This window comes from Nostoc sp., assembly GCF_036919815.1.
Classification (GTDB): domain Bacteria; phylum Cyanobacteriota; class Cyanobacteriia; order Cyanobacteriales; family Nostocaceae; genus Nostoc.
The window spans coordinates 23,867-48,440 of sequence record NZ_JBALCE010000094.1; the positions used below are offsets into that span (position 1 = coordinate 23,867).

Annotated in this window: 20 protein-coding genes; 13 read left to right on the forward strand and 7 right to left on the reverse strand. The window is 42.5% G+C overall.

Annotation, left to right across the window (positions count from 1 at the left end; all coding sequences use genetic code 11):
* The first annotated feature begins 106 nt into the window (after positions 1-106).
* A complete protein-coding gene (locus V7K15_RS22200; RefSeq protein WP_334908823.1) occupies positions 107-2,413 on the forward strand; it encodes an IMS domain-containing protein in 2,307 nt (768 codons plus the stop codon).
* A gap of 209 nt (positions 2,414-2,622) precedes the next feature.
* Here the strand turns inward: V7K15_RS22200 and V7K15_RS22205 are convergent, their stop codons facing one another.
* Positions 2,623-3,498, reverse strand: coding sequence for an MBL fold metallo-hydrolase (locus tag V7K15_RS22205; protein WP_334908825.1), 876 nt, complete (start codon positions 3,496-3,498; stop codon positions 2,623-2,625).
* A gap of 190 nt (positions 3,499-3,688) precedes the next feature.
* Here V7K15_RS22205 and V7K15_RS22210 point away from each other — a divergent pair, with 190 nt between their 5' ends.
* From V7K15_RS22210 to V7K15_RS22235, 6 genes are all read left to right on the forward strand, one after another.
* The gene (locus V7K15_RS22210; protein ID WP_334908827.1) at positions 3,689-3,952 is read left to right on the forward strand and encodes a 4-Cys prefix domain-containing protein; all 264 of its coding nucleotides are present in this window, start codon (positions 3,689-3,691) and stop codon (positions 3,950-3,952) included.
* A 197-nt stretch (positions 3,953-4,149) separates the two neighbouring features.
* Positions 4,150-5,019: a CHAT domain-containing protein gene (locus tag V7K15_RS22215; RefSeq protein WP_334908829.1), complete on the forward strand. Its 870-nt coding sequence runs from the start codon at positions 4,150-4,152 to the stop codon at positions 5,017-5,019.
* 41 nt (positions 5,020-5,060) lie between these two features.
* Positions 5,061-6,038, forward strand: coding sequence for a hypothetical protein (locus tag V7K15_RS22220; RefSeq protein ID WP_334908831.1), 978 nt, complete (start codon positions 5,061-5,063; stop codon positions 6,036-6,038).
* On the forward strand, positions 6,023-6,976 hold the full coding sequence (locus tag V7K15_RS22225) for an AAA family ATPase (RefSeq protein WP_334908833.1): 954 nt from the start codon (positions 6,023-6,025) through the stop codon (positions 6,974-6,976). Before V7K15_RS22220 ends, V7K15_RS22225 begins: the two co-directional genes overlap by 16 nt.
* On the forward strand, positions 6,973-8,103 hold the full coding sequence (locus tag V7K15_RS22230) for a hypothetical protein (RefSeq protein WP_334908835.1): 1,131 nt from the start codon (positions 6,973-6,975) through the stop codon (positions 8,101-8,103). The genes V7K15_RS22225 and V7K15_RS22230 overlap by 4 nt, the downstream gene beginning before the upstream one ends.
* Positions 8,104-8,831: 728 nt before the next feature.
* On the forward strand, positions 8,832-10,289 hold the full coding sequence (locus V7K15_RS22235) for an ATP-binding protein (protein WP_334908997.1): 1,458 nt from the start codon (positions 8,832-8,834) through the stop codon (positions 10,287-10,289).
* Positions 10,290-10,519: 230 nt separating this feature from the next.
* Here the strand turns inward: V7K15_RS22235 and V7K15_RS22240 are convergent, their stop codons facing one another.
* On the reverse strand, positions 10,520-11,470 hold the full coding sequence (locus V7K15_RS22240; RefSeq protein ID WP_334908837.1) for a heme o synthase: 951 nt from the start codon (positions 11,468-11,470) through the stop codon (positions 10,520-10,522).
* Between the two features lie 225 nt (positions 11,471-11,695).
* Complete coding sequence (locus tag V7K15_RS22245) at positions 11,696-12,628, reverse strand: COX15/CtaA family protein (protein WP_334908839.1); 933 nt, start codon at positions 12,626-12,628, stop codon at positions 11,696-11,698.
* Positions 12,629-13,033: 405 nt separating this feature from the next.
* Here V7K15_RS22245 and V7K15_RS22250 point away from each other — a divergent pair, with 405 nt between their 5' ends.
* From V7K15_RS22250 to V7K15_RS22275, 6 genes are all read left to right on the forward strand, one after another.
* Positions 13,034-14,140: a cytochrome c oxidase subunit II gene (locus tag V7K15_RS22250; RefSeq protein ID WP_334908841.1), complete on the forward strand. Its 1,107-nt coding sequence runs from the start codon at positions 13,034-13,036 to the stop codon at positions 14,138-14,140.
* An 84-nt stretch (positions 14,141-14,224) separates the two neighbouring features.
* The gene (ctaD, locus tag V7K15_RS22255; protein WP_334908843.1) at positions 14,225-15,961 is read left to right on the forward strand and encodes a cytochrome c oxidase subunit I; all 1,737 of its coding nucleotides are present in this window, start codon (positions 14,225-14,227) and stop codon (positions 15,959-15,961) included.
* Between the two features lie 144 nt (positions 15,962-16,105).
* A complete protein-coding gene (locus V7K15_RS22260) occupies positions 16,106-16,732 on the forward strand; it encodes a cytochrome c oxidase subunit 3 (RefSeq protein WP_334908845.1) in 627 nt (208 codons plus the stop codon).
* Between the two features lie 520 nt (positions 16,733-17,252).
* Positions 17,253-18,524, forward strand: a complete 1,272-nt coding sequence (locus V7K15_RS22265) for a serine/threonine-protein kinase (protein WP_334908847.1) — start codon at positions 17,253-17,255, stop codon at positions 18,522-18,524.
* 112 nt (positions 18,525-18,636) lie between these two features.
* Entirely contained in the window at positions 18,637-19,713 is a 1,077-nt protein-coding gene (locus V7K15_RS22270; RefSeq protein WP_334908849.1) for a PstS family phosphate ABC transporter substrate-binding protein, read from the forward strand.
* Between the two features lie 421 nt (positions 19,714-20,134).
* The gene (locus tag V7K15_RS22275; RefSeq protein ID WP_334908851.1) at positions 20,135-20,314 is read left to right on the forward strand and encodes a hypothetical protein; all 180 of its coding nucleotides are present in this window, start codon (positions 20,135-20,137) and stop codon (positions 20,312-20,314) included.
* 91 nt (positions 20,315-20,405) lie between these two features.
* Here V7K15_RS22275 and V7K15_RS22280 read toward each other — a convergent pair whose 3' ends face one another.
* From V7K15_RS22280 to V7K15_RS22295, 4 genes are all read right to left on the reverse strand, one after another.
* Positions 20,406-20,741 (reverse strand): XisI protein, encoded by a 336-nt coding sequence (locus V7K15_RS22280; RefSeq protein ID WP_334908853.1) that lies wholly within the window; start codon positions 20,739-20,741, stop codon positions 20,406-20,408.
* Between the two features lie 174 nt (positions 20,742-20,915).
* Positions 20,916-21,248: an element excision factor XisH family protein gene (locus tag V7K15_RS22285; protein ID WP_334908855.1), complete on the reverse strand. Its 333-nt coding sequence runs from the start codon at positions 21,246-21,248 to the stop codon at positions 20,916-20,918.
* Positions 21,249-21,416: 168 nt separating this feature from the next.
* Complete coding sequence (locus V7K15_RS22290) at positions 21,417-23,201, reverse strand: tetratricopeptide repeat protein (RefSeq protein WP_334908857.1); 1,785 nt, start codon at positions 23,199-23,201, stop codon at positions 21,417-21,419.
* Positions 23,191-24,483 carry an ATP-binding protein gene (locus V7K15_RS22295; protein WP_334908859.1) on the reverse strand — a complete coding sequence of 431 codons (1,293 nt, stop codon included), beginning with the start codon at positions 24,481-24,483 and terminating at the stop codon, positions 23,191-23,193. Before V7K15_RS22295 ends, V7K15_RS22290 begins: the two co-directional genes overlap by 11 nt.
* Positions 24,484-24,574: the final 91 nt, after the last annotated feature.

A 24,574-nucleotide genomic window follows, 5' to 3' on the forward strand; every position in this document is an offset into this window, starting at 1 on the left:
TATACACTTAGAGAGTAAATTTTACACGGCATTATTATGGCACGGTTTTACAGTCCTGGAACGCTCTAGGTGAATTATGTTGATCACGGTGCAGGGGAAGTAGGCTGTGCGAATTCCGCTAGATTACTACCGAATTTTAGGACTACCGTTAGCGGCAAGTGACGAACAATTGCGACAGGCATATAGCGATCGCATTGTCCAATTGCCACGACGTGAGTATTCTCAGGCTGCTATTTCTTCTCGTAAACAACTCATAGAAGAAGCTTACGTGGTTTTATCAGATCCAAAACAACGCAGTACCTACGATCAGCTTTATCTTGCCCATGCCTATGACCCTGATAACCTTGCTGCTGCCGCAGTAGCACTGGAAAATCGCACAGAAAGCACCAAAAGAGGTACTGACACCCAAAGTCTGGGCATCGAAATTACCCAAGAGGAATTAGTTGGCGCTTTATTAATTTTGCAAGAGTTGGGGGAATACGAACTTGTACTCAAACTAGGTCGTCCCTACCTAGTAAATAAAAATAGTGCTACAAGTGCAAGAAAAGGCCATAATTTAGCAGACGAAGAAATACACCAAAGTGCTGAACATCCAGATGTTGTTCTCACTGTTGCCTTTGCCTGTCTAGAATTAGGTCGGGAACAGTGGCAGCAAGGCCACTATGAAAATGCCGCCATCTCCCTAGAAACTGGTCAAGAACTGCTAGCCCGCGAAGGGTTGTTCTCTAGTGTACAGGCGGAAATTCAGGCGGATCTTTACAAATTACGACCATATCGAATTTTGGAGTTGCTGGCACTACCTCAAGAGAAAACTGCCGAACGACGCCAAGGCTTGGAATTATTGCAAAACCTCTTAGAAGATCGTGGTGGGATTGATGGCACGAGCAATGATGACTCTGGTTTAAATATAGATGACTTTCTGCGATTTATCCAGCAGTTACGTAACCACTTAACAGTCGCAGAGCAGCATAAGTTATTTGAAGCCCAAAGCAAACGTCCTTCTGCTGTTGCCACTTACTTAGCTGTTTATGCCTTGATAGCACGGGGGTTTGCTCAACGGCAACCTGCTTTAATTCGTCAAGCAAGGCAAATGCTCATGCGTCTGGGCAAGCGCCAAGATGTACATTTAGAACAGTCGCTATGTGCATTACTCTTGGGACAGACTGAAGAAGCAACTCGTGTTTTAGAACTTAGTCAGGAGTACGAAGCTTTAGCTTTTATTCGGGAAAAATCTCAGGACTCTCCAGATTTGTTACCAGGGCTGTGTCTATATACAGAACAGTGGTTGCAACACGAAGTATTTCCACATTTTCGAGATTTAGCAAACCAGCAAGCTTTCCTAAAAGATTACTTTGCTAACCAACAGGTGCAAGCTTATTTAGAAGCACTGCCAACGGATGCAGAAACAACTAATGAATGGGCTATAATTAATCCCCAGTATTTTCCCCAGTCCCAGAGAAATAATCCCCCTTTCCCTAACAATTCAACTAGGAATTCAGGGAAATTTAATCACAGCAGAACACCTGACTTAGATTTGCCAGAAACACCAACAAAAGAAACACCTGAATATTCAAACTTATCACCACTGAGATGGAATTCATCTGAGAGTGTAAAATCAGAAGTTCCTACTGCCGAACGCATGAGTAGAAGCACTAATCAGCATTTGAACGGTTCAGGTAAGACTGCTCCAACCGCTAATAACCAAAAGCGTAGGCGGAGAAAACCTACTCAATCTGCTAGCCGAGAGCGTGTACCAGATAATCGTCCTCGTCGTCCTCGGCGGCGGCGAACCTTTGCTAATACCATAGAAGGTAAAACACGGCTGGTATGGAGAGTGTTTATTTCTTTGGTAAGTATATTAGTTTTCTGGGTGTTAGCCACAACAACTTTTGGATGGTTAAAAAATCTGTTTTTCCCTACACCATCTATACGTGGTTCAGAGTTGTTTATACAAATAAATCAACCACCAATATCTATTCCTGATCCAAAAAGTAAACTACAATCACTAGAAGGTCCTTTAACAGATGCAATGGCAGAGGAAGTCATTCGGACTTGGCTATCTACCAAAGCTGAAGCTTTAGGGACGAATCATCAGATTAATAATTTAGAGCAGATTTTAACTGGTTCAGCTTTGTCTCAATGGCGGCTGATTGCTCAACAGGATAGGTCAGACAACCGTTACCGCAAGTACGACCATAGCTTGAAGGTGGAATCTGTAGAGAAAATTGATTTATTTGCAGATCGTGGTGCAGTTGAAGCTACGGTGAAGGAAACGATGCAGTTATATGAAAATGGTCAATTTAAAAACTCTTCTAAAGAGAATTTGCGAGTTCGGTATGATTTAATTCGACAACTAGGTAAATGGCGTATTCAGAGTATATCTGTTGTCAATCAGATAAGTTTTAATTTTTAGGCGATAGGTCTAATATAACAAAACGCTATATACCATTTCTTCAACTTGAAAATAAGGCGATGTGCAAAGACAGTTTCGGAAGTGGAGAAGCGGCTAGAGACTATTTTCAAACTCGAAGATCCCCCCTAACCCCCCTTAAAAAGGGGGGAACCTGAATCAAAGTCCCTCAATTTATCGGGGGTTGGGGGGATTTTCAAAGACTAGGGTTGTCAATTCAAAGATTCCATGAACTCAATACATTTGTGCATCTGCTGGCGCATGGTTTCCCGATCAGCATGAAACCTTCGCCCATGACCTGGTAGCACCCACTCAAAAGAGTAATTAGCCAAGTTACGCATTGATTTAGTCTGTTCTGACCAAGAATACCAGCAGGCACCGTGGAATGCAACCAGTTGGTGCAAGCTTTCTGACCAAGCGAGATGGTCGCCAGTGAACAGAAACTTATTTTTATAAAGTAGAACAGTTTGTCCTTTGGTGTGACCAGGAACTGGGATAATTAATAAATCTGGAGTTAAAGTAAATGGTTCGGAACCAGTTAGCTGTATTTCCACATTGCGAGTATCCGCAGAAATATCATCAACGTGGAGGATGCGATCGCACTGGAAATGCTCGGCAAACTTTTGATGATCTGCCACATCATCCTTATGAGTTAGATACATATAACGAATTGGCCCCATCTCTTCTAAACGCTTGACTAAAGGCGGTGTAAAACGGGGAGAATCCACCAAAATGTTACCTTCTGGAAGTTGAATTAAATAGCTAGCAGCACCATAAGATTTTTCAGAATGATAGCCACAGTGGTAAACATTTTCCGCTACTAATATTGGAAACTGTTGTTGAGCAACTTTGATATCTTTTGGTTTCTCAACTGTGCCAATAGAACTGGTAGGACAAGCTAAAAGTGCTTCAAGTGCTGCTAATCTTTCTGCATCATTGGTTGGTTGATGATAAACCGCCGACTGTTCATCAACATCATAAAATACTTCAGGAGCCATCCAGCGACAGGTATCACAATCAATACAGGTAGTATCTACATAAAAATCGCCGTTGACATTTTCCGATCGACGCTGATTTAAATGTGCCATATTAATCCTTTTGCTTCCAGCCACTTACTGGGAAGCGATAAATCCTATATCACTACGGTAGCAAAAGTTGACTTAAACTGGAGATACCACTAGAAGTAAATCTGCTCAAAAATATAAATACTCGTGAAACTTAATCAGCAGAAAATTGGAAAACTGAACATAGACACTATCTGCTGATATATTCCCAAATATGCTTTACTGTTCTAATTCCAACTGCTCAAATCCCTTTACTCCTGATAACAATAAGTTTTGCATTAAGTGTAGACAAATACTCACACCATTATTCAGAAACCGTTTCCGAGTAATACGACTTTTGGGTGAGGGTGGATTTAGCAGAACTTATGAAGCCAGGGATGCAGATAGGATAGATGAACCTTTTTCGTTGAAGAAGATCCAGAAGGTGGTTATTGCAATTTTAGAAATGCGCCTTTTTATTAACGCGATCGCTAAATAACTCCTATCGGTGTGGCGAAAATTGTTTATCTCCTGGGATTTAAATTAATTCTTTGGTTGTTTTCTGAGTATTTCTCAACTTCAATGCCAGATTTTTATGATTTTAAGCAGGAACATCGGCAAAAGTGTAACAATTATAGTCTTGACTTATGTGAAAATGAACTTGGTCAAAAATCATACTCTGGCTTGATCATCTAAATGAGCAGTAATGGTCAAATCAAAATTCTGTTTCTGGCAGCAGATCCCAGTGATGCTACCCGATTACGCTTGGGGCAAGAGTTGCGTGATATTCGTGAGCGACTGCAACTCGCAAAAGAGCGAGATAGATTTTTCCTAGAATCCCGTGAGTCTGTCCGTCCAGGGGATATCAGCCAAGCAATATTCGATCTTGAGCCGCAGATTGTGCATTTTTCTGGACATGGAACCAGTACAGGTGAGCTTTGTTTTGAAGATTTACTCGGAAAATACCAGCCTGTACAACTCGATGCCCTAGCGGCGTTATTTGAACTGGTAGCCGAGCAAATAAATTGTGTGGTGTTGAATGCTTGCTATTCCGAGGCTCAAGCAAAAGCTATTGCAGACCATATTCCGTTTGTCATTGGCATGAATAAAGCAATTGGAGATCAAGCCGCGATCGCTTTTGCTGTTGGTTTTTACAAAGCATTGGCAGCAGGGCGGACAATAGATCAGGCTTACAAGTTCGGTTGTGTAGAAATCAGACTGCAAGGCATTGCAGAACATTTGACTCCAGTTCTGTACACAAAACAAAACTCAGTGTCTCCAGTCTCAGAGGTACAGCAGATAGTCTCGAACAAATCAGGTGGAGTAACAAATGCAGAGTCAACTAGTTTAAATCCGGGGCAAAGGGGGCGAATTTTACAAGAAATCGAAAGCCTCCAGCAACAGTACGATTTATTAAGTCAGAAGTTGAGTCGCCTGCGCTTGAATTTAGCGATAGAATCCGGTGCTGCCGTAAAATTTCAGTTAGAAAAGCAGATTGAAAATGCTGAAGTTGAAAGAACACAACTTACTCAACGCATCGAGCAGCTAGAAAACAGCCTGCAATAAAAATAGTAATATCTCAATAGTCGGGTATTAAAACTCACAATATGTTCTCAGTTCGGCATTTACAACAAAGACGGGAAGAACTTCAACCACAGTACGATCTGCTCACTGAGAAGATAAAACGCTTGCGGATTGATTCGGTTATCCAAGCAGGGACTTTAGTAGTTTTTCAGATAGATAAGGAAATTGAGCGGTTTGAGGCAGAGCGCGATCGCCTCCTTAAGCAGATTCGGGGTGTCGAGAGGTCTTGTGAGAGTGAGCGAATACACACTGAACTGTTTCGGCTAAACTATACAGCGCAGGTACGCTTCTTCCGAGAAGTGATTGACGAAAAACGCATCGGAGCATTCCTAGTTCATGGATCGCCGGAACATGGGCAAATCTGGCTACTGAAACGACTGTTACAGGCAATTCCTGAGAGTGCAATAACTCCCCTTATTCAGTTTAAACTTTCACGCAGGGCATTGCGGACTGATGTTACAGCTTTATGGAGAGAGTTAGGTCGCCAGATGGGAGTACAAAATTATTCATCCCATGAGGAGATTGCCCAAAATGTCGTAGGTCAATTGAAAAATCAACATATCATCTTAGTCTTTCATGATCTGGACTGCATTGATGACACTTACCTGCACGAATTAATCCGTGATTTTTGGTTGCCACTGGTAGACTCAAGTCAGATAATTTACCCAAGCAATGAATTTTTTCTACTGATGTTTTTGGTTGATCAAGATGGTTGTGTCAGTACCTGGAATCTTGCGTTTGTAGACCAGATCGATTCAGCCTGGAAACCCCACACTCCTATTACGCTACCGATGATTGACCCTTTATGTGAGAGAGTCTTGGTCAACTGGATAGAAAATGCAATTGATGTTCTACCAATAAAGATGACTAAAAAAATTGACTATACAGTTCAGGTGATTCTAGAGAAGAGTGAAGGCATTCCAGAGCGTGTGTTTGCTCAAATTTTTGGTTTGTGTGGCTGTAACTGGCAGGAGGAAGAAGTTAGGTGGCTAGAACTGTAGACGGAAAACGGCTGAAATACATAGGGAAGGTACAACCCCAGCCAGGAGAGCAAGACCCGCAGACGGGGCAAATTTTGTATCCTTACTTACCCAGTGAGAAATTAGTAGAGGCAGTAAATTTAGCGATCGCTCTCGAACGTCCCTTAATCTTGAAGGGAGAACCTGGATGTGGCAAGACAAAATTGGCTCGTGCTGTGGCTTATGAGTTGGGTTTACCTTATGAAGCTTGGTACATCAAATCTACCAGTCGAGCGCGGGATGGTCTTTACACCTATGATGCCGTTGGCAGGTTGCGGGATGCCCAACTTGCTGCCTCCAAAATAGATGAAGAAGCCGCAGTGCAAGCAAAAAATGCAGATGCTTACGTAGAGTGGGGCCCGTTAGGACGTGCCTTTCGCAATGAACAGCAGACTGTGGTTTTGATTGATGAAATAGATAAAGCTGACATTGACTTTCCTAACGACCTACTGCTAGAGCTTGATGAGCAACGGTTTGAAGTCACAGAAGTAAAACAAAACAGTCCGCTCAAGAAAATCCAGGCGAAAGCAACACCAATTGTTTTGATCACCAGTAATGATGAGAAAGACTTGCCTGATGCTTTCTTACGTCGTTGTTTATTTCACTATGTTAAATTCCCTGAACGTCAGCAGTTAATCAAAATTGTTAAAACTCGGTTTACAGTTTCGCCTTTGGAATTAGTGGACGCAATTATTGACCGCTTTTTAGAACTGCGCGAAGAGATGCGACGGGACAAGGGCGAAGCTGGTAAAAAGGTCAGCACCAGCGAACTGATGGATTGGGTACGGATTCTTAATCATCAAGATGATGAAATTCTCAGCAAGTTAAAAACTGAACTTCTATATCCTGGGGTGTTGCTGAAGAGTTGGGATGATTACCGTCGCTACGGTGAACAGATGCGATCGCAGCCAGAAGTATGAAGATAGAAACTCTCCACGAAGAACTACCACTGCTTGAGCTTTTTACACAACTGCGCGAGGCAGGTTTGCCATTGGGTATCGATGAATACCGCCTTGTTTTGAAAGCTTTACAGGAAGGCTTTGGCACGACTGACCAAGAGGCGTTAGCAGAACTGTGTCGTACTTTGTGGGTAAAATCCCAGGATGAAGAACATCTGTTCAACTATCACTTTCAGCAAGTAATAACAGAATCTCATCCTGTAAAGCCTTTTGTTAGGAAGGAAGAAGAGAAAACGTCTTCCAGAGTGCAAGAAGCGGTAGAAAGTGACGATAATTATTCACCTGATTTGCTCAACACAACACCCACCACTATACCCGTCTCATCGGAACTGATGGAAGTACAGGATGAGATGCAAGTGGCTGAAGCAATACAAATTACTACTCAAAATAATGAGGAAATTACTGTTAATCGCTTTACCGAAACCGATGAGTATTTTCCAGTGACGCGGCGGCAGATGAAACAAAGCTGGCGGCATTTACGCCGAATGGTACGCCAAGGTTTGCCCACAGAGTTAGACATAGAGGCAACTATTGAGCAAGTGGTACGGCAGGGAGTTTTACTAGAGCCTGTACTGATGCCCAGTCGGGTGAATAGAACTGAACTGCTGTTGCTGATTGACCACAAGGGGTCGATGGTTCCCTTTCACGCACTATCCCAGCGATTAGCTGAGACAGCATTACGAGGCGGACGCTTAGGAAAAGCTAGTATTTACTACTTTCACAATTGCCCAACTAAGTATCTTTACCATGACCAGACGCGGCAAAAAGCTGAACCTGTCGCAGATTTTCTAGCTCAGTTGCGCCCAGAGCGTTCTGCTGTATTAATTTTTAGTGATGGGGGAGCAGCACGGGGCGGTTTTAGCCTGGAACGGTTGGAATTAACGCAAAAATTTTTAGACCAACTAAAACAGCGATCGCGTTATATTGCATGGCTCAATCCAATGGCAACAGAGCGCTGGTTTGGGACAACAGCAGGAGAAATTGCTCGTTTGATGCCGATGTTTGAAGTTAGCCGACAGGGTTTTGATGGTGCGATCGATGTATTACGAGGTCGGGGAATCAATACACAATTAAAGTATGGGCTGTAATTAATCTAACTGGGAGTATTTCAAGGGTAGAGAGCATGAAACCAGAAGTAGCTAGTCGTCGAATTGAGTCTTTCGGTCAACGCTTTGGGGAAGCGCACCTCTATCTAGCTTATCATGCGGCTTTTCCATTAGCCCTCACCCCAGATTTGCTCTACCGGCTGTGGGCGAATTTCCAACGAGATATTCATAGACAGGAGTTGAAAATACCTTGGCTGGCGGTGGCTGATCTGCTGCTTTCTAGCCTTTGTGATGAGGTAGGTCATGAACTCTATGAAATGGATACAGCCGTGCGAAATGCCCTGTTGAGAGAGTTGAAAGAGAATCCCCATTTTGGCGAAAAGCGGATTAATGAATTATCTGATTTTTTGCTTACCTATGTACGGCAGCAGCTTGAGAGCCACGACCCAGATATTCGTGATTTTGCTCAGGCTCAGAGGTGGACAGCGTTAGCGTATACGCGACCAAGTGAGGCAGCGAGAGATTTAGCATCAGTTCTTGCAAGGTTGAAGTTAGAGGAAAAGGCAGAGTGGGTTCGTATGGCATCGCTGGTGGAAACTTTTGCAGAGCCATTAGCAGAATTCCAGGCGCTACTAATTTATGCTCGCAGGATGGCAAAATTTGTCCGTGGGAACCAAGAACGTGCAATAGCTGAGATGACAAGTTTACTAGCAAACCAAGAGCCTCAACTACGTGTTGCTGGAGTAAACCTGCCGATTCCTAGTCCAATCTTGGCGCAAACAAGAGAAACAAATAAACAATCCCCTTCTGAAAAAAGGGATCGCACATCCGACCTTAATTTACTCGCAAACCTCTACAATGCCTTTAACCCCTTTGAACCCTTACCCGCAGGTGATCCAAAATATGTAGATTGTCAGGATGTGCGCGGAGATGCGGATATTGAGCAAGAGTTGGGAAATCGGATGCGATTGGCAGATACAAATACTTGCCAATTGTATTCTGGTCATCGGGGTGCGGGGAAGTCTACAGAATTAATCAAGTTAAAGAAATATTTAGAAAATCGGCAATTTTATGTTGTGTATTTTGCGGCTGATGAAGAGGATATAGATTCAGAAGATGCCCAATATACAGATATACTCCTCGCCTGTACCCGCCATTTGCTCAAAGATTTAAAAGAAATTGCCAGTCCTCGTCCTATACTCAACTGGTTAAAAAGCCGTTGGAAAGATTTAAAAGATTTAGCACAGACTCCCATAGAGTTTGAGAGTTTGGGAGTAGAAGCCCAGCTAGGTCAATTCGCCAAGTTGACCGCAAAGTTAAGGGCTGTTCCTCCCATAGAGTTTGAGAGTTTGGGAGTAAAAGCCCAGCTAGCTCAATTCGCCAAGTTGACCGCAAATTTAAGGGCTGTTCCTGAATTACGCCAGAAGATTCGCCAAAAAATTGCTCCTCACACCGTCACTTTAATTCAGGTGTTAAACGAGTTCCTGGTGGATGCAAAACAGCACTTACCTAAAGGCTACAATAAACTGGCGGTAATTGTCGATAACTTAGACCGGATGGTGTTAGTTAAAGACGGCTATCGCACCAACTATGAGGAAGTCTTTTTAGACCGTAGCGAACAACTCCAAGCTTTAGATTGCCATTTGATTTACACTGTACCCATTTCAATGGTCTATTCTACAAGGGCAACAGACCTTAGAGATATCTACGGCGACCCCCAAATTTTGCCGATGATTATGGTAAATACTCTCAAGGGGGACATTTACCAGCCAGGACTCAAGAAAGTTAAGGAAGTAATTAACAAGCGAGTCCGGCAAATTGCACCCGAACTATCACTAGAGAAGGAAATTTTCGACAGTCCCCAAACCTTAGATAGACTTTGTTTAATGAGTGGAGGTCATGTGAGGAATTTGCTATTGTTAACTCAAGATGCCATTGGACGTACTGAAGAGTTACCTGTTTCAGAAAAGGCGGTGCGACGAGCAATTACTCAAGCTAGAGATACTTATCGTAGAGCAGTGGAAAATCATCAATGGAGTTTATTGGCGGAAGTATCACTTTCTAAGCGCATTACTAATGATGACTTGTATTCGAGTTTAATCTCTAACCGATGTCTTTTAGAATACCGCTATTTGGATGATGATGGAGAAATGCAGCGTTGGTTTGATATTCATCCATTGATTCAAGAAATTCCACAATTTAAGGAAGCTGTAGCGAAAATTTCATGAACCCAAATTTAACTGATTAGGATGATGATTGACAGCCTGAATCAGAAGAAGCTTATCAAGACTTACTTCGCGCACTCAGGCGGAAATCAGGATTGCTTATTATTGTGGAATATATATTTTCATGTGTGCCAAGAGTCTGTTTACGTAACTAATTTTCATAAGAAGGTCTTGAATCTTCTGAAAATGCGATCGCGCCCTTTTACCAACGCGATCGCTAAATTTTGCATACCCTAACCAATATGCAGATGATTAATCACCGCACTAATTAGATTATGGGTAACAGGAAGACTATCAACTACCATCCCCAGACACAACAGCATCATGTAGGAGATGGAAAAGAGAAACAACTCTTTAGCTACAGCGCGATCCTCTGGGTTATGCAACAAACGCCAAGATTTGTGGATAAATAATCCTCCCAGAATTACGGCGATCGCTCCATAGACAATTCCACTTGCGCCCAAGGGATAAACCAATAACACGGTTGCAACTACGGTAAGCAGGGTGTAATACCAAATCTGCTTCACGGTTGCCGTAGTACCTTCAATCACAGGTAACATTGGTATCCCAACTTTTGCGTAGTCATCTTTAATCATCAGAGCTAGCGCCCAGAAATGGGGTGGTGTCCACAAAAAGACGATGCCAAAAATTAACCATGCTGACCAGCTTAATGTACCTGTGACAGCAGCCCAACCCACTAACGCCGGAATTGCCCCAGCAGCCCCACCAACAACGATATTTTGGGTAGTGTGGCGTTTCAGCCAGTGAGTGTAGACCAAAATATAAAAGACAATGCCAGAAAAGGCTAATAGGGCGGCTAACAGATTGGCAAATACTGTTAGGAGTGTAAAGGAAATCGTCGCCAGTGCGATCGCAAAAATTAGAGCATCGCGCGGCTGCACCTTACCCGAAGGTATCGGACGATGGCGCGTCCGCTCCATGTCATAATCAATATCCCGGTCATAAACACAGTTAATCGTCTGGGCGCTTGCAGCCGCCAAGGTGCCACCAGTGAGAGTTACTAGCAACAGCAATAGGTCTACTTCTCCCTTAGCCGCAATCCACATACTCCCAGCCGTAGTAATCAAAAGCAACGGAATAATCCGCGGCTTTGTTAGCTGGTAGTAACTTTGAATTACCTGTAAAAATGTTTCGTGGTGGCGAGAGACATTAGTCTCAATCATTTTGACTCTGGTTCCTTATTTTTCAACAACTTATATGCAGCCCCCGCTCAAGCTGGCTCTTTCAGTCGAACGAAAACACAGATTTTCTGCACTTGCGTGGGTCGCAATACTCGCCGTTGCGTCTTTGATCATTTAGTGGGGAGTGGGGAGAGACGCGATTAATCACGTCTGTACAGTTAGAAATTCTTCCCCTGTTCCCTCAATCTCCCTCATCTCCCCTACTTCCTACTCAGCACTCAGCACTAGTGACTCAGCACTCATTGAGTCACGCAGTGCCAGAACTGTAAAAGCCACCAAAGTACCCAGCAAAGTAGCTCCTATAGCTTGGTGAGAGACTGTGAGAGGCTCGACTTGAAGATGTAATTTGTAAGTGGCAACTCCCAACAAGATTTGTAAGATCAACAACGCACCAGCCATATTTGCCAGTCGCCGCAAAGCTGGATGTAGTGCTGGTGTCCGCCAACAGATAAATACCATCGCCAAGGTTGCCATTGTTGGCGGCACCAAACCAGCAATATGGCTGTACATTACACTACAAAGTTGAGAACCGCCGAGACATTGGTGTAGCGCCCAGCGAGAGCCTACCAAAGCACCGAGCAGACTTTGCAAATAAACCAGAACAGCCGCAGCTAAACCTACCCAAGGCAACTTCCCAACGGTTCCAGTCCCCTTGTAGGGTGTGAGTGCTGTGCCGATAATCAGCAGGGTAGAAAAAAACAACAGCGCCGTTCCTAAGTGGGCGGTAACGATATCAAACCGCAACAGTTGGGTGACAGTGAGTCCCCCCAAAATGCCTTGGAAGACGATTAAAAACAGGGCGAATGTGGATGCCCAAGGCAGCCAAAAGGGTAATAAACGACGATGCCACCAGGACAAACCGAAGAGTGCGATCGCGCTTATACCAATTAAAGCTGCATCCAATCTGTGAAACCACTCCAAAAACACCTGGAAATTCATTTGCTTGGCTGGCACGAGTTCGCCATAGCATAATGGCCAGTCTGGGCAAGCAAGTCCAGCATTCATGACGCGGGTGGCACTGCCTATTGCCATCAAAATTAAGGTGGCTATGCACATTTTCCACACCAAGCGCCGAATCATTTCCTTGGGCTTTTGCTGCTGAAGCGCCGCTTCATTTTGTTGTAGGACAAATTCGCTCATCAACGATACCTTCTGCCCGCTCTTGGTGGATCTGTTAAAATTTTCAATTTTCTTTTAGCGTTCCATCTTCACCCTAGCGTATAGGCTAAAGGTTTATAGATTGGCACTCACTTATACTTTCAATCACTCCAGTTACGTTTTGCCTGAAGCTTTAGGTATTTTTCAAGATGTGAGAAATCGATTAATCAGAAAAAATTTATGATGCTTAAATTTTTCCTTAAATTTTTTCACTGATTTACATCTATTTTTTGGCGTTATATAATACTAAACTCATACTCAAGATTAGCAAAATAGCCAAAAAAATTAATAAAAATTTCAGACCTTTGTCCCCCATACCTGACAGTCTAGACTACCTTAGTAAGTGAGTAGCTTTGAGATAACATAGTAAATTCATTTAAGTAAGCCGTGAAGATTCCAAGTTCAATCTGGACATTACTCATTGGCATCGTGCTAACGCTAGTCAGCTTTTGGTACGGTCAAAATCACGGTCTGTTGCCAGCAGCCGCCACAGATGAAGCGGTCTTGGTGGATGGTCTGTTCAATACGATGATGATCGTTTCTACAGGTATATTCCTGCTCGTAGAAGGTATTTTAATTTACTCTGCATTTAAATATCGCCGACGTGCAGGTGACAATGAAGACGGCCCACCAGTTGAGGGCAATATACCTCTAGAAATTCTCTGGACGGCAATCCCAGCAATTATCGTTTTCGGCATTTCAGTTTACAGCTTTGATGTATACAACGAAATCGGTGGCTTTGATCCCCATGCTATCCATGAAGCGCCGATGAATCAGGAATCGATGAAAATGCCAGGGGCAGCGTTCGCGCAGCGTGCGGGAAGCGCACTCGCAGCAACTTTAAGCGATACTCCTGGCAGCACTGAACCGAACCTCAATCAAGAAAAATCTGATGAGGCAATGCAAGACCCAGCTACCGCAAAAGTCCGTAATGCTGACCAAATTCCCCAATTGCGGAGTTCCCCTGGTGCAGGTAGTGTTGCTCCGACAATTGGGGGCAGCCCAGATCGAGCTGGCAAACCACCAGAATTACGGGTTAACGTCACTGGTCTACAATATGCCTGGATTTTCACCTATCCTGAAACTGGTATAACTACAGGTGAAATGCACGTCCCCATCGGGCGAGAAGTGCAAATCAATATGACAGCCAACGATGTCATTCACGCCTTCTGGGTGCCAGAGTTCCGCCTGAAACAAGATGCGATCCCCGGTAGGCAAAGCGAGATTCGCTTCACACCCAAAAAAGCAGGCGATTATGTCCTGATCTGTGCTGAACTTTGTGGGCCATATCACGGAGCGATGAGAGCGCCAGTAGTCGTTGAGACAGAAGAAGCCTTTGACAAATGGCAGCAAGAGCAGCTAGTTGCCAGCAAGGAAACCCTAAATCAAGCCATTGCTGTTAACCCTGCCGATCTATCCCCAAATGAATTTCTCGCTCATTACACCAAAGAGATGGGAATTCAGCCAGAAATCCTCCATCAAGTTCACCATTAGTCAATTGTTATTTAGTCAAAATCCCATGACTAATAACTAATGACTAATGACCAATACTTCAGCAACACTCAGTACAAGTGACTAATGACACAAACCCAGTTGCAAGAAACTGCCAATATCCCCGCCCTTGTTGATGAACCAGGGAGCAGAAAATGGCAAGATTACTTTGGTTTTCAAACCGACCATAAGGTGATTGGGATTCAATACCTAGTCACTTCGTTTATTTTCTACTGCATTGGTGGCGTAATGGCTGAATTGGTTCGCACAGAACTGCGAACCCCAGAGGTAGATTTTGTCACCCCAGAAGTCTACAATAGTCTGTTCACGCTGCACGCCACGATCATGATTTTCCTCTGGATCGTGCCAACAGGAGCAGGGTTTGCTAACTATCTAATTCCCCTAATGATTGGGGCAAAAGATATGGCATTTCCTCGGCTGAATGCTGTTGCCTTTTGGATGATTCCCCCTGCGGGTGTGTTGCTGATCGCCAGTTTAGCGGTGGGCGATGCACCGGATGCCGGTTGGACTTCCTACCCTCCCCTGAGTTTGGTAACAGGACAAGTGGGCGAAGGCATTTGGATTATGAGTGTCCTGCTGCTGGGTACATCATCTATTTTGGGGGCGATAAATTTCCTTGTCACATTGATCAAGATGCGTATCCCCAGCATGGACATCCACAAAATGCCCTTGTTTTGTTGGGCGATGTTTGCGACTTCCTCACTGGTTTTGGTATCAACCCCAGTCTTAGCAGCAGGTCTGATTCTGCTTTCCTTTGACTTAATTGCCGGGACAACATTTTTTAACCCAACTGGCGGTGGCGACCCAGTAGTATACCAGCATATGTTCTGGTTTTACTCCCACCCAGCCGTTTACATTATGATTTTGCCCTTCTTTGGGGGAATTTCGGAAATTATCCCGATTCATTCCCGCAAGCCGATTTTTGGCTATAAAGCGATCGCCTATTCGTCTTTGGCTATCAGCTTTTTGGGGCTAATTGTCTGGGCGCACCACATGTTTACCAGTGGTGTCCCCGGCTGGTTGCGGATGTTCTTTATGATCACCACCATGATCATTGCTGTACCCACGGGAATTAAAATTTTCAGTTGGTTAGCAACCATGTGGGGTGGGAAAATCCAGCTTAACAGCGCCATGCTATTTGCCATCGGCTTTGTCGGCACCTTTGTGATTGGCGGGATTAGTGGCGTGATGTTGGCAGCAGTGCCTTTTGATATTCACGTTCACGACACTTATTTTGTGGTTGCACACTTGCACTATGTCCTATTTGGCGGTAGCGTTTTAGGGATTTTTGCAGGGATTTACCACTGGTTCCCGAAAATGACCGGACGGATGCTGAACGAATTTTTGGGTAAGGTTCACTTTGCTTTGACTATTGTGGGTTTAAACATGACCTTCTTACCTATGCACAAGTTAGGTTTAATGGGCATGAATCGCCGAATTGCCCAATATGACCCCAAATTCACCACACTGAACGAAATCTGCACGTATGGTTCTTATATACTGGCAGTCTCCACATTGCCCTTTATTATCAATGTAATTTGGAGTTGGTTGTACGGCGAGAAAGCTGGTAATAATCCTTGGAGGGCACTTACCTTAGAGTGGATGACAACCTCACCGCCTGCGATCGAGAATTTTGATCAAACCCCAGTACTGGCTACGGGTCCCTACGACTACGGTTTGGAAAGGGCTAAAGAAGGTGTACCTTTGTATGATCCCAATCCACTCTTATCTGGTGGCCCAAACTCAGTCTTAAGAGCACAACCCGACCCAGAGGTTGCCGCCAATCCCGAAGACCGGAAATAGAGTTAGGAGTGAGGAGTTATGAATGATGAGTTATGACTTTAATAAAGTTGTTAGTTCAAAATTTTTAACTCCTAACTTTTAAATCCTAACTTTTAACTCCTAACTCCTAACTTTTAACTCCCTACTCTATACTTATCAAAATTCATGCAAAGTCAAATAATTGACCCAGCTAAAACCGAACTGAATCATCACCACGCAGAGGAAGCAGCAGTTGGTCATCATGAAGAACATCCAGACCATCGCGTGTTTGGGCTGGTTGTCTTTCTGATTGCTGAAGGGATGATTTTTATGGGACTGTTCGGAGCCTACTTGGCTTTCCGTGCTACTTTACCTGTATGGCCTCCAGCCGGTACTCCAGAATTAGAACTATTGCTACCTGGAGTCAACACCATCAATCTAATTTCTAGTAGTTTTGTCATGCATAATGCCGACGCTGCGATTAAGAAGAACGATACGCGGGGTGCGCGAATCTGGTTAGCAATTACTGCTGCAATGGGCGCTACTTTCTTGATCGGTCAAGTATATGAATATACCCATTTAGAATTTGGTTTAACTACCAATTTATTTGCTAGTTCATTTTACGTTTTGACTGGTTTCCACGGATTGCACGTTACCATCGGCGTTTTAGCGATTGTTGCCGTGTTATGGCGATCGCGCGTTCCAGGTCACTACAGTAGCGAAAAGCACTTTGGCATTGAAGCAGCCGAAATCTACTGGCACTTCGTTGACGTGATTTGGATTATTTTGTTCGGATTACTGTACTTACTGTAAGTATTAATTATTAGTTGTTCACTCCACACAAACAACTTAATCGGCCCCCACTAGGGGGCTTTTTTAATTAAAATGCTGCCGTTACAGCTAACTGCCTTGATGTCAGATTATTTCATCTCTCGGCTGGCAGCAAAACCTAAATTAATGTGAGTTCGACAGCTCATATTCTCGTTTAAATTCCCCTGTTTAAGGTTTTGTCAGTAATCAGACCCAACACTTAAAATAAATAAACCTCCTGACTGCTGAATGTTGTCTTCTGCCCACAGTTGTAAACAGTGGGGAATAGTGGTACATTTACTGAAGTGAGAACACTACTGAACTATTCCAAAAATAAATTTTAGATTAAAATACTTATATAAAGTATTAAATGAACCACTGAAGCGGTTAAAGATAAAACTACTTTAACGCTAGGTCGCCTAAAAAGGTGATTGCCTCAAATACCAAGAACTCTAGCAGCAGGTATTTATAACCTCACCCAAGCTGTGAATGGTCAGCAAATTAACAAGATATTAGACACCACATGAGCCAAAACCCTGTAGTCAGAAAAAAACTCCGAGGTCGCTTTGAGACTGTCAAACTGGTGAGAAGCGGAGGATATGGTAATACTTACTTGTTAGCAGGCGCTAGAGGTAACAGACATCAATCCTCGATCGCCTTAAAAATACTTCGGAATCGCTTTGAAATTATCAAACACTTAGGAAGCGGAGGATCTGGTGATACCTACTTAGCCGTAGACCGGGATTTACCAGGACAACCCCATTGTGTCGTCAAACATTTCCACCCAAAAGATCCGAATCCTACAGTTGTAGCGATCGCCAAAAGGCTATTTGATCGGGAAGCTGAAGTTTTATATCAGCTAGGCAACGATCACGATCAAATCCCTAGACTATTTGCCCATTTTAATGAAGATGGGGATTTCTATTTAGTCCAGCAATTTATTGACGGTCATGCCTTGACTCAAGAAATTGTACCAGGTCAGCGTCTTAGCGAGAATACAGTTTTAAATTTATTAAGAGAGATCCTGGAAGTGCTGGCTTTCGTCCACCAACATAATATTATTCACCGAGATATTAAGCCCCAAAATTTAATGCGGCGGCACACCGATCAGAAGATTGTGCTAATTGACTTTGGGAGTATTAAGAAAATTAGTGCTTTGGGAGCAGGCTTAACAGTTGCTGTTGGGACTCCTGGCTATATGCCAAGCGAACAGGCTAAGGGAAAGCCAAAACTTTGCAGCGATATTTATGCAGTCGGAATGATTGGCATTCAAGCTTTGACAGGTTTAATACCTGAGGAACTACAAGAAGATCCCAATACTGGAGAAGTTATCTGGCGGGATAAAGCACAGGTAAGTGGCGCTCTTGCAAATGTTTTAGATACGATGGTTTGCGATCGCTATAACCAGCGTTACCAATCTGCTACAGAAGCATTGCAAGCGCTTAATTCTGATCTGGTGTTGTCGCAGTCCTCACAATCTGCTGACATAAACCAAAATACTGATGATAGCTATTTGCTAACTTATAGAAACTTTCTTTTGCTGCTGGGAATAGGGCTTGGTGGGATCACTAGTTTGATAGTAATAGTTTTAATCTATACATTTATTAATACAAATACATCGCATCCAAACCAACCTACTAAATTAAATAATTTTATAGAAAAATTGATTGGGCTACCGTTGACTAATGTTAATGTGAATAGCCTAGTAGCCAAATCAGCAGCTAACAGGAAAGTTTATAAAAGTAATTCCACCATTACAAAGACTATCAAAAAGCAAATTGAATCTCAACATTAGAAACAATTAATCATCTACCAGCAATCAAATAACTGGCTTATTCCAGATTTGCTTTCAACCTAAATATTTAGAGATTCCTGTAGTATAAATAAAATAAACAACATTTCAAGATATGGACAATACAAATCCCAAAAAAGCTTTAGTTAATACGGAAATCGGCCTCTTTCTTAGAGGTTTGATTATTGGTAAAGTGCTGACACTTATGGTTATTGGCGGATTGCTTTGGTGGTTACTCAAGCCGAATTTATTGTCTGGTAGCAGGGTTAATTCTTCCTCTAATCAAAGTCTCAACACCGTCTCTACTACTACATCAACTTTTCAAACAGTTGCTGATGTCCCCACTGACTCATTCAACTACGGAGGCAGTACAGCTTGGGCATCTATCCGGCAATTGGTAGATTCTCAAATCCAGAGCGATCGCCCTGAAATACAATTACGTTACCTAGACCCTCTTAATGGTAGCCCTGGTTCTAGCTCAGGCATTCGGATGTTGCTTGATGGGAAATTAGACTTTGCTCAATCCTCCCGTTCCCTCACAGATGAAGAACAAGCGATCGCCAAAGAGCGAGGCTTCACGCTAGAGCAACGTCAGGTGGGTATGGATGGAATAGCAGTGGTAGTCAACCCATCACTCAAAGTGTCAGGTTTAACTGTTGAACAATTGCAGCAAATTTATTTGGGGCAAATTACTAACTGGAATCAGGTAGGTGGGCCAAACCTACCCATCACACCTTTATCTCAACGGCCAGAGGACGTAGATACAGTTATATTTCCGAGCAACAGCAACTTCAAGGGGCAAGCATTTGGCTCTAATGTGCAGTATGTCTACTCTACTACAGACGCAGTGCGCCAACTCAGTAAAACCCCTGGTGGTGTGTATTACGCTTCTGCCCGTTCAGTAGTATTTCAATGTAGTGTGAAGGCTTTGCTATTGGGTCGCACTTCTGGTCAGCTAATTCCCCCCTATCGGGAACCGATGATATCGCCTGAGCAATGTCCACGTCAGCGCAACCAGCTAAATACTCCGGCGATCAAAAATGGCAGCTATCCGATGATTGCTAACTTATTTGTGATTATTAAGCAGAATAAAGGCCGGGAACAGCAGATTGGCGATGCCTACGCCAAACTTTTATTAACTGACCAGGGGCAAAGGGCAATTGAGCAAGCTGGTTTCGTCGCGGTTCGCTAGTAGATTTGATGATGTTAGCGATCGCCATGAAAACCAATTTACACTAACACGAGTCAAGCTGATTAACCAGGATTTTACCCCACCCTAACCCTCCCCTTGTAAAGGGGAGGGAACTAAATTTCTTTTTTCCCCCTTAGAAAGGGGGATTAAGGGGGGTAATTCAACTTGTGTGTACACGGTAGCTCCGTTTCAAAGAGGGAGAAGCAATGAAAAATTAAGCTTTTTGCTCCCCTCTCCGTGTCGGAGAGGGGCTGGGGGAGAGGTCAAATAAGACTTATCCAACTCACGTTACATTACTTGCTAGAACCCAAACAGCCTGAAGAATTGCCCAAAATCATGCACTGGTACATTGCTATGTGCTTTAACCGAATGTTGAATCGAACAGGGCATTTTTGGGAGAAGTGATACCACAGTACAGGTTTTGCCAATACCGATAAGCAAAGAGGCTCTAAATACTTTGCGATATATCCACGCTAACCCCAAAGCTGCCCAAATGCAGCAAAGTTTTTTCTACAACTTCAGTAATTATGGCATTTATGACCGCTTGAGTGATCAATTAATGCGATCGCACTTTCTCTTAGGCGATTATTTTGTGCGTTAGCGTAGCTCGCCGCAGGCATCGCTTTTCTATCCAAGACTACTTATGCAATATTAATGTATTAATTATCTGAGTTGAAAATATTTATTTACATTCACTCGACAGCATAAGAAGTAAATTGCCGTTTAGAAGGAGAATGAAACCCAATGACAATATCAGAAGGTGGTACACCTAACTCAACTAATCGTTCAGCAACAGAATCTTCTGTACCATTATACTGAATCCATATTTTCCCATTTTGAATATCAAAATGCATGACCGGGCCAAACACCCGCTTATCTCCTTGCCAGCCAACATAAGCTAGTTGATAATGATCATTTTCATTATCAATAATTAATTGTGAATTGACTGTATCCGTGTTACTTGTAATTTCTGCATGTTCTGTCAATATTTGTTTTATTAGTTGTCGATAATGTTTTATTTTATCCATTGCCGAATCTCCTCCTGTTTAGGATCATAGACTATTAACTTAACTTGATATAGCGTTCCCTAATCACATAAGGTACATCATAGCCCCCTCCTCGCTTGCGGGGAGGGGGTTGGGGGTGGGGTTCTTGTACTTCACTCAACTGAGAACTGCTATAACGTTGAAGGGTGCGTTGGACTAAAGGGAGTTAAAAAAATTTTGATAGGTTTCGCTAGGCACAGCTAAGTATACGATTCTGTCAGCTTCTTGTTCTTCTAAAGCTTGGCAGTAATTGAGATATTGTCCGGGTGCAACATGAAATTGACTGATATCTGAATCTGCAATAAAACTTTTAATTTCAACAGCTATTTTCTCCGTATTACGTTCTGCGGCGATCGCATTTTCAGCCGCTAAATCTATTTGTAGTTTAATTGCTTCACTAATCCGAATTGTAAAAGGGTCGTGAGTAATTATCCACCCATCTTTGATTAATGCTTTTTTTACCTGTTGATGGAAAACATCTTTAGCCATTTTGCTATCTCTAGATTAGAGTCAGCTTAACCCCAAATGATATTTTTGCTCTATGTAAGTAGGTAGGCGTAATTAAATATAAGATCAAACCTCACCCTCAATCCCTCTCCGTGAGTTCGGAGAGGGAAGCCGGAGGCAGGGTGAGGTTTTATATTTAATTTGACCCACTTACTTAATGCGATCGCACTCTCCATTATTCTGCATTGCTGCGGCAAGTTTTTCTAAATTTTGACGAACATTAACACTACGGAGATGATTTATCCCCCAGACTCGTTCACAAATATCTAAAGCTTGCAGATAAAGGGGTTTTGCTTCACTGTAACGTTCTGTTGCACGATAGATTTCTGCCAAATTGTTGAGACTTTCAGCAACATTGGGATGATTTTCTCCCAACAGGTGCTTATCAAGTTCTAAGGCTTTTATACATAAGGGTTCCGCTTCATTGTAACGCCCCTGCTCCCTGTACATATAACCAAGAGCGTAGATAGTATCTGCTAAAAGTGGATGCGCCTTTTGCAATAGACGCTGCTTGAGTTCCAATGATTGCAAAAACAAAGATTCGGCTTGATCATAACGTCCTTGAGCGCGGCATATTAAACCTAAATTATGCAAATCTGTTGCAACATCGGGATTCTCTTCTCCCAAAAATAGCTTATCTAGTTCTATTGCTTGTTGCGATAACGGTTCAGCTTCACTGTAACGTCCTTGATGATAATAAAGTAGCGCTAAATTATTTAGTATAAGAGCGAAAGAAGGATGATTTTCGCCAAACAAATGTTTTTCGACTTCTAATGATTGCAGATACAAAGGTTCTGCCTCGTCATAATGTCCTTGTTCATCATATAGTAATGCCAAATTGTTCAGACTGGCGGCAACATCAACATGGTTTTCTCCCCACAGGCGTTTCCTCAGTTCCAAAGCTTGTTGATATAGGAGTTCCGCTTTACTATATTGTCCAGTAGATTTGTAGAGTCCCGCCAAATTATTCAGGCTAGTAGCAAAAGAAGGATGGTTGTCTCCCAAAAGACGTTTTCTTATTTCTAAAGCTTGTTGATATAATGGTTCGGCTTCGCTGTAGCGTCCTGTTGCACGGTATAGTCCTGCTAAATTGTTGAGACTAGTAGCTAAGTCTATCTGCAAACCTAATTCATTTTGTAGCTCACTCGCCTGACGCAAATACTTAATTGCTAATTCCTGTTCTTCTTGATAATTTTGAGATTCACCCCGATCTAATCTGCTGCGATAAATATCACCTAAGCTTGAATATAAAGTAGCCAAAGTGGGAGCTTTAGTTCCCTGTTCCTGTTCTACTTTCTCGATTAGCCTTTGTAAATCTTGGATGGGCAAGAAAAAGAGGTTATTTTCATTAGTATCTGTGCTGGTTAATTCTGTGTCTCTAAAAACAAAGCGTATATGTTCTAGTTCTTTACCAGGAATAGCATTTGTCTTTTTAGATTCAAACCGGAATACACCATTACGCCAACTCCAAAAGTCAGGGGCTTTTTTTATCAGGTTGACTAAAATTTGATTAGTTACCCAAAGCACGATCGCAAAAGGAAATTCGCGCAATCCTTCCCTTGTCCACTGTAAGTAACCAAAAAATTTCTCCTGTTCTGATTGCTCATTTTCAAGTCTGAGAAAATAAAGTTGTTCAGCACCCGTCACAGTGATCACCGCCCGGCTCTGCTGAAAAAGATATTGTTCTTGTTGTACCAGTTGGTTAAGAGCAGCTTTTAGGCTCGGTTCCTGACGTGCTAAAGTTACCTGATATGAACGAAACTTAGGTTGTAGTTCGGCTTCATATTGGGCAATAATCTCATCCCGAAAGCTCGCATCATCGCTAACCGCAATCAGTAAATTTAATCCCCGCTTTTGAGCTTCAATAGAAACAATTAAATCATCATACGCATCTTGATTTTCTCCTTCATCATCTAATAATTCTTCATTTAACATTAATAGCTCCCTTTATTTTCAAGGTTTCTATAATAATTGGATGAACATCGTACCAAGTTTCATCAGTGCGATATTCTAGAACATACAGCCCGTGTAGCAAATCCAAAAACTCTGCTTGTTTAGGGTCATTGGGCATAAATTGCTCATAAACACTCTGCAAAATATCTATATCAACCTTTCCTAAACGTATAGAAAAATCATTACGGATTTTATTGATTGCTTCCAGGAGAATTTTATCATCAATGATAACTTCTGCTGAGGGATTTCGCCGGATAATCCGCAAACAAATGCGGCAACATTCCTTAGAAATCCGAATTAACTCTCGCAATACACCACCACTGTAAATTACAATTTTTTCAGCAGTTTCTGCCGCAATTAATTCACTGGATATCCGCTTTTGTAAAACTTCACCGAGAATTTTTGTTGCTTCCGGACGAGGTTGGGCGTTAGGGAAACGATTTTTACCTTTCTCAAAAATTTTTAAAACAGGCATTGCCACAACCTGATCGTTGGTTTCAGTGGCAATTATTGTGCTGATAAATGTTTCCCGAAGTACTGCGATCGGGATAGTGTAGATAATTTGAAAGTTAGGTTGGCAGAGAGCTTTAATATTATCTCTATAAATTTCGTTAACTCTTCCTAAGTCCAGTTTATCTAAATCATCAATAATTACTAAAACGTTTTGTTTAGTTGCAGCTTGAATAAGTGCAGCAATTTCATTAATTCTGGCAACTAAATCTGATAATTTGCGTTCAAATTCTTGTTTAATTTCATCCCGAACGCTAGCATCAACTTTTAATTTAGAGCTAATCAACTTTAAGAGGTCAAAACCTATGCTAGCTTCTGCCTGCAAATTTAATTCTTCAGTGCGAGTCCGGGTAGCAAACCACTTATAAAGAGCTTGTTTAGTAGATTGAGGAATATCAACTTGGCGTGCTTCTGCCTCTGTCATTAAATTAACTGCGATCGCAAACAATATATTAATATGATTAACCGCCGACATTTCAATTTTTTCAGCAATAGAAAATAGAACTACAAAATATTTATTTTGAATTTGTCTGCTAAATTCAGCTAACAAAGTAGACTTACCACATCCCCGATGTCCTGTAAAGACAATTTTGCCATCTCGATTGGGACTATCTTCGACTAATTGGTTAAGCTCTGCAATCAAATCATCACCATATTGGACTCTAAATCTTTCCATTTCGTTGCGTTCCATCAACGGAAACAGTTCCAGATTGCTGTATGCTTCTTGAAAGGAGTTTAATAATTCTTGAGACATTGCATAGTGCCGTAAACATAGGGACTATTCATATAATGGCTCATGATTTTTGAAGTAAAAGTTAAGGTAATGTCTAGGATAGAGTATGCCT

Bases quoted from the DNA above. Each gene is read 5' to 3' on its own strand.
- V7K15_RS22205 (WP_334908825.1), bottom strand. From the start codon at position 3,498: ATGGCACATTTAAATCAGCGTCGATCGGAAAATGTCAACGGCGATTTT.
- V7K15_RS22210 (WP_334908827.1), top strand. From the start codon at position 3,689: ATGCTTTACTGTTCTAATTCCAACTGCTCAAATCCCTTTACTCCTGAT.
- V7K15_RS22215 (WP_334908829.1), top strand. From the start codon at position 4,150: ATGAGCAGTAATGGTCAAATCAAAATTCTGTTTCTGGCAGCAGATCCC.
- V7K15_RS22220 (WP_334908831.1), top strand. From the start codon at position 5,061: ATGTTCTCAGTTCGGCATTTACAACAAAGACGGGAAGAACTTCAACCA.
- V7K15_RS22230 (WP_334908835.1), top strand. From the start codon at position 6,973: ATGAAGATAGAAACTCTCCACGAAGAACTACCACTGCTTGAGCTTTTT.
- V7K15_RS22240 (WP_334908837.1), bottom strand. From the start codon at position 11,470: ATGATTGAGACTAATGTCTCTCGCCACCACGAAACATTTTTACAGGTA.
- V7K15_RS22245 (WP_334908839.1), bottom strand. From the start codon at position 12,628: ATGAGCGAATTTGTCCTACAACAAAATGAAGCGGCGCTTCAGCAGCAA.
- ctaD (WP_334908843.1), top strand. From the start codon at position 14,225: ATGACACAAACCCAGTTGCAAGAAACTGCCAATATCCCCGCCCTTGTT.
- V7K15_RS22260 (WP_334908845.1), top strand. From the start codon at position 16,106: ATGCAAAGTCAAATAATTGACCCAGCTAAAACCGAACTGAATCATCAC.
- V7K15_RS22265 (WP_334908847.1), top strand. From the start codon at position 17,253: ATGAGCCAAAACCCTGTAGTCAGAAAAAAACTCCGAGGTCGCTTTGAG.
- V7K15_RS22270 (WP_334908849.1), top strand. From the start codon at position 18,637: ATGGACAATACAAATCCCAAAAAAGCTTTAGTTAATACGGAAATCGGC.
- V7K15_RS22280 (WP_334908853.1), bottom strand. From the start codon at position 20,741: ATGGATAAAATAAAACATTATCGACAACTAATAAAACAAATATTGACA.
- V7K15_RS22285 (WP_334908855.1), bottom strand. From the start codon at position 21,248: ATGGCTAAAGATGTTTTCCATCAACAGGTAAAAAAAGCATTAATCAAA.
- V7K15_RS22290 (WP_334908857.1), bottom strand. From the start codon at position 23,201: ATGTTAAATGAAGAATTATTAGATGATGAAGGAGAAAATCAAGATGCG.
- V7K15_RS22295 (WP_334908859.1), bottom strand. From the start codon at position 24,483: ATGTCTCAAGAATTATTAAACTCCTTTCAAGAAGCATACAGCAATCTG.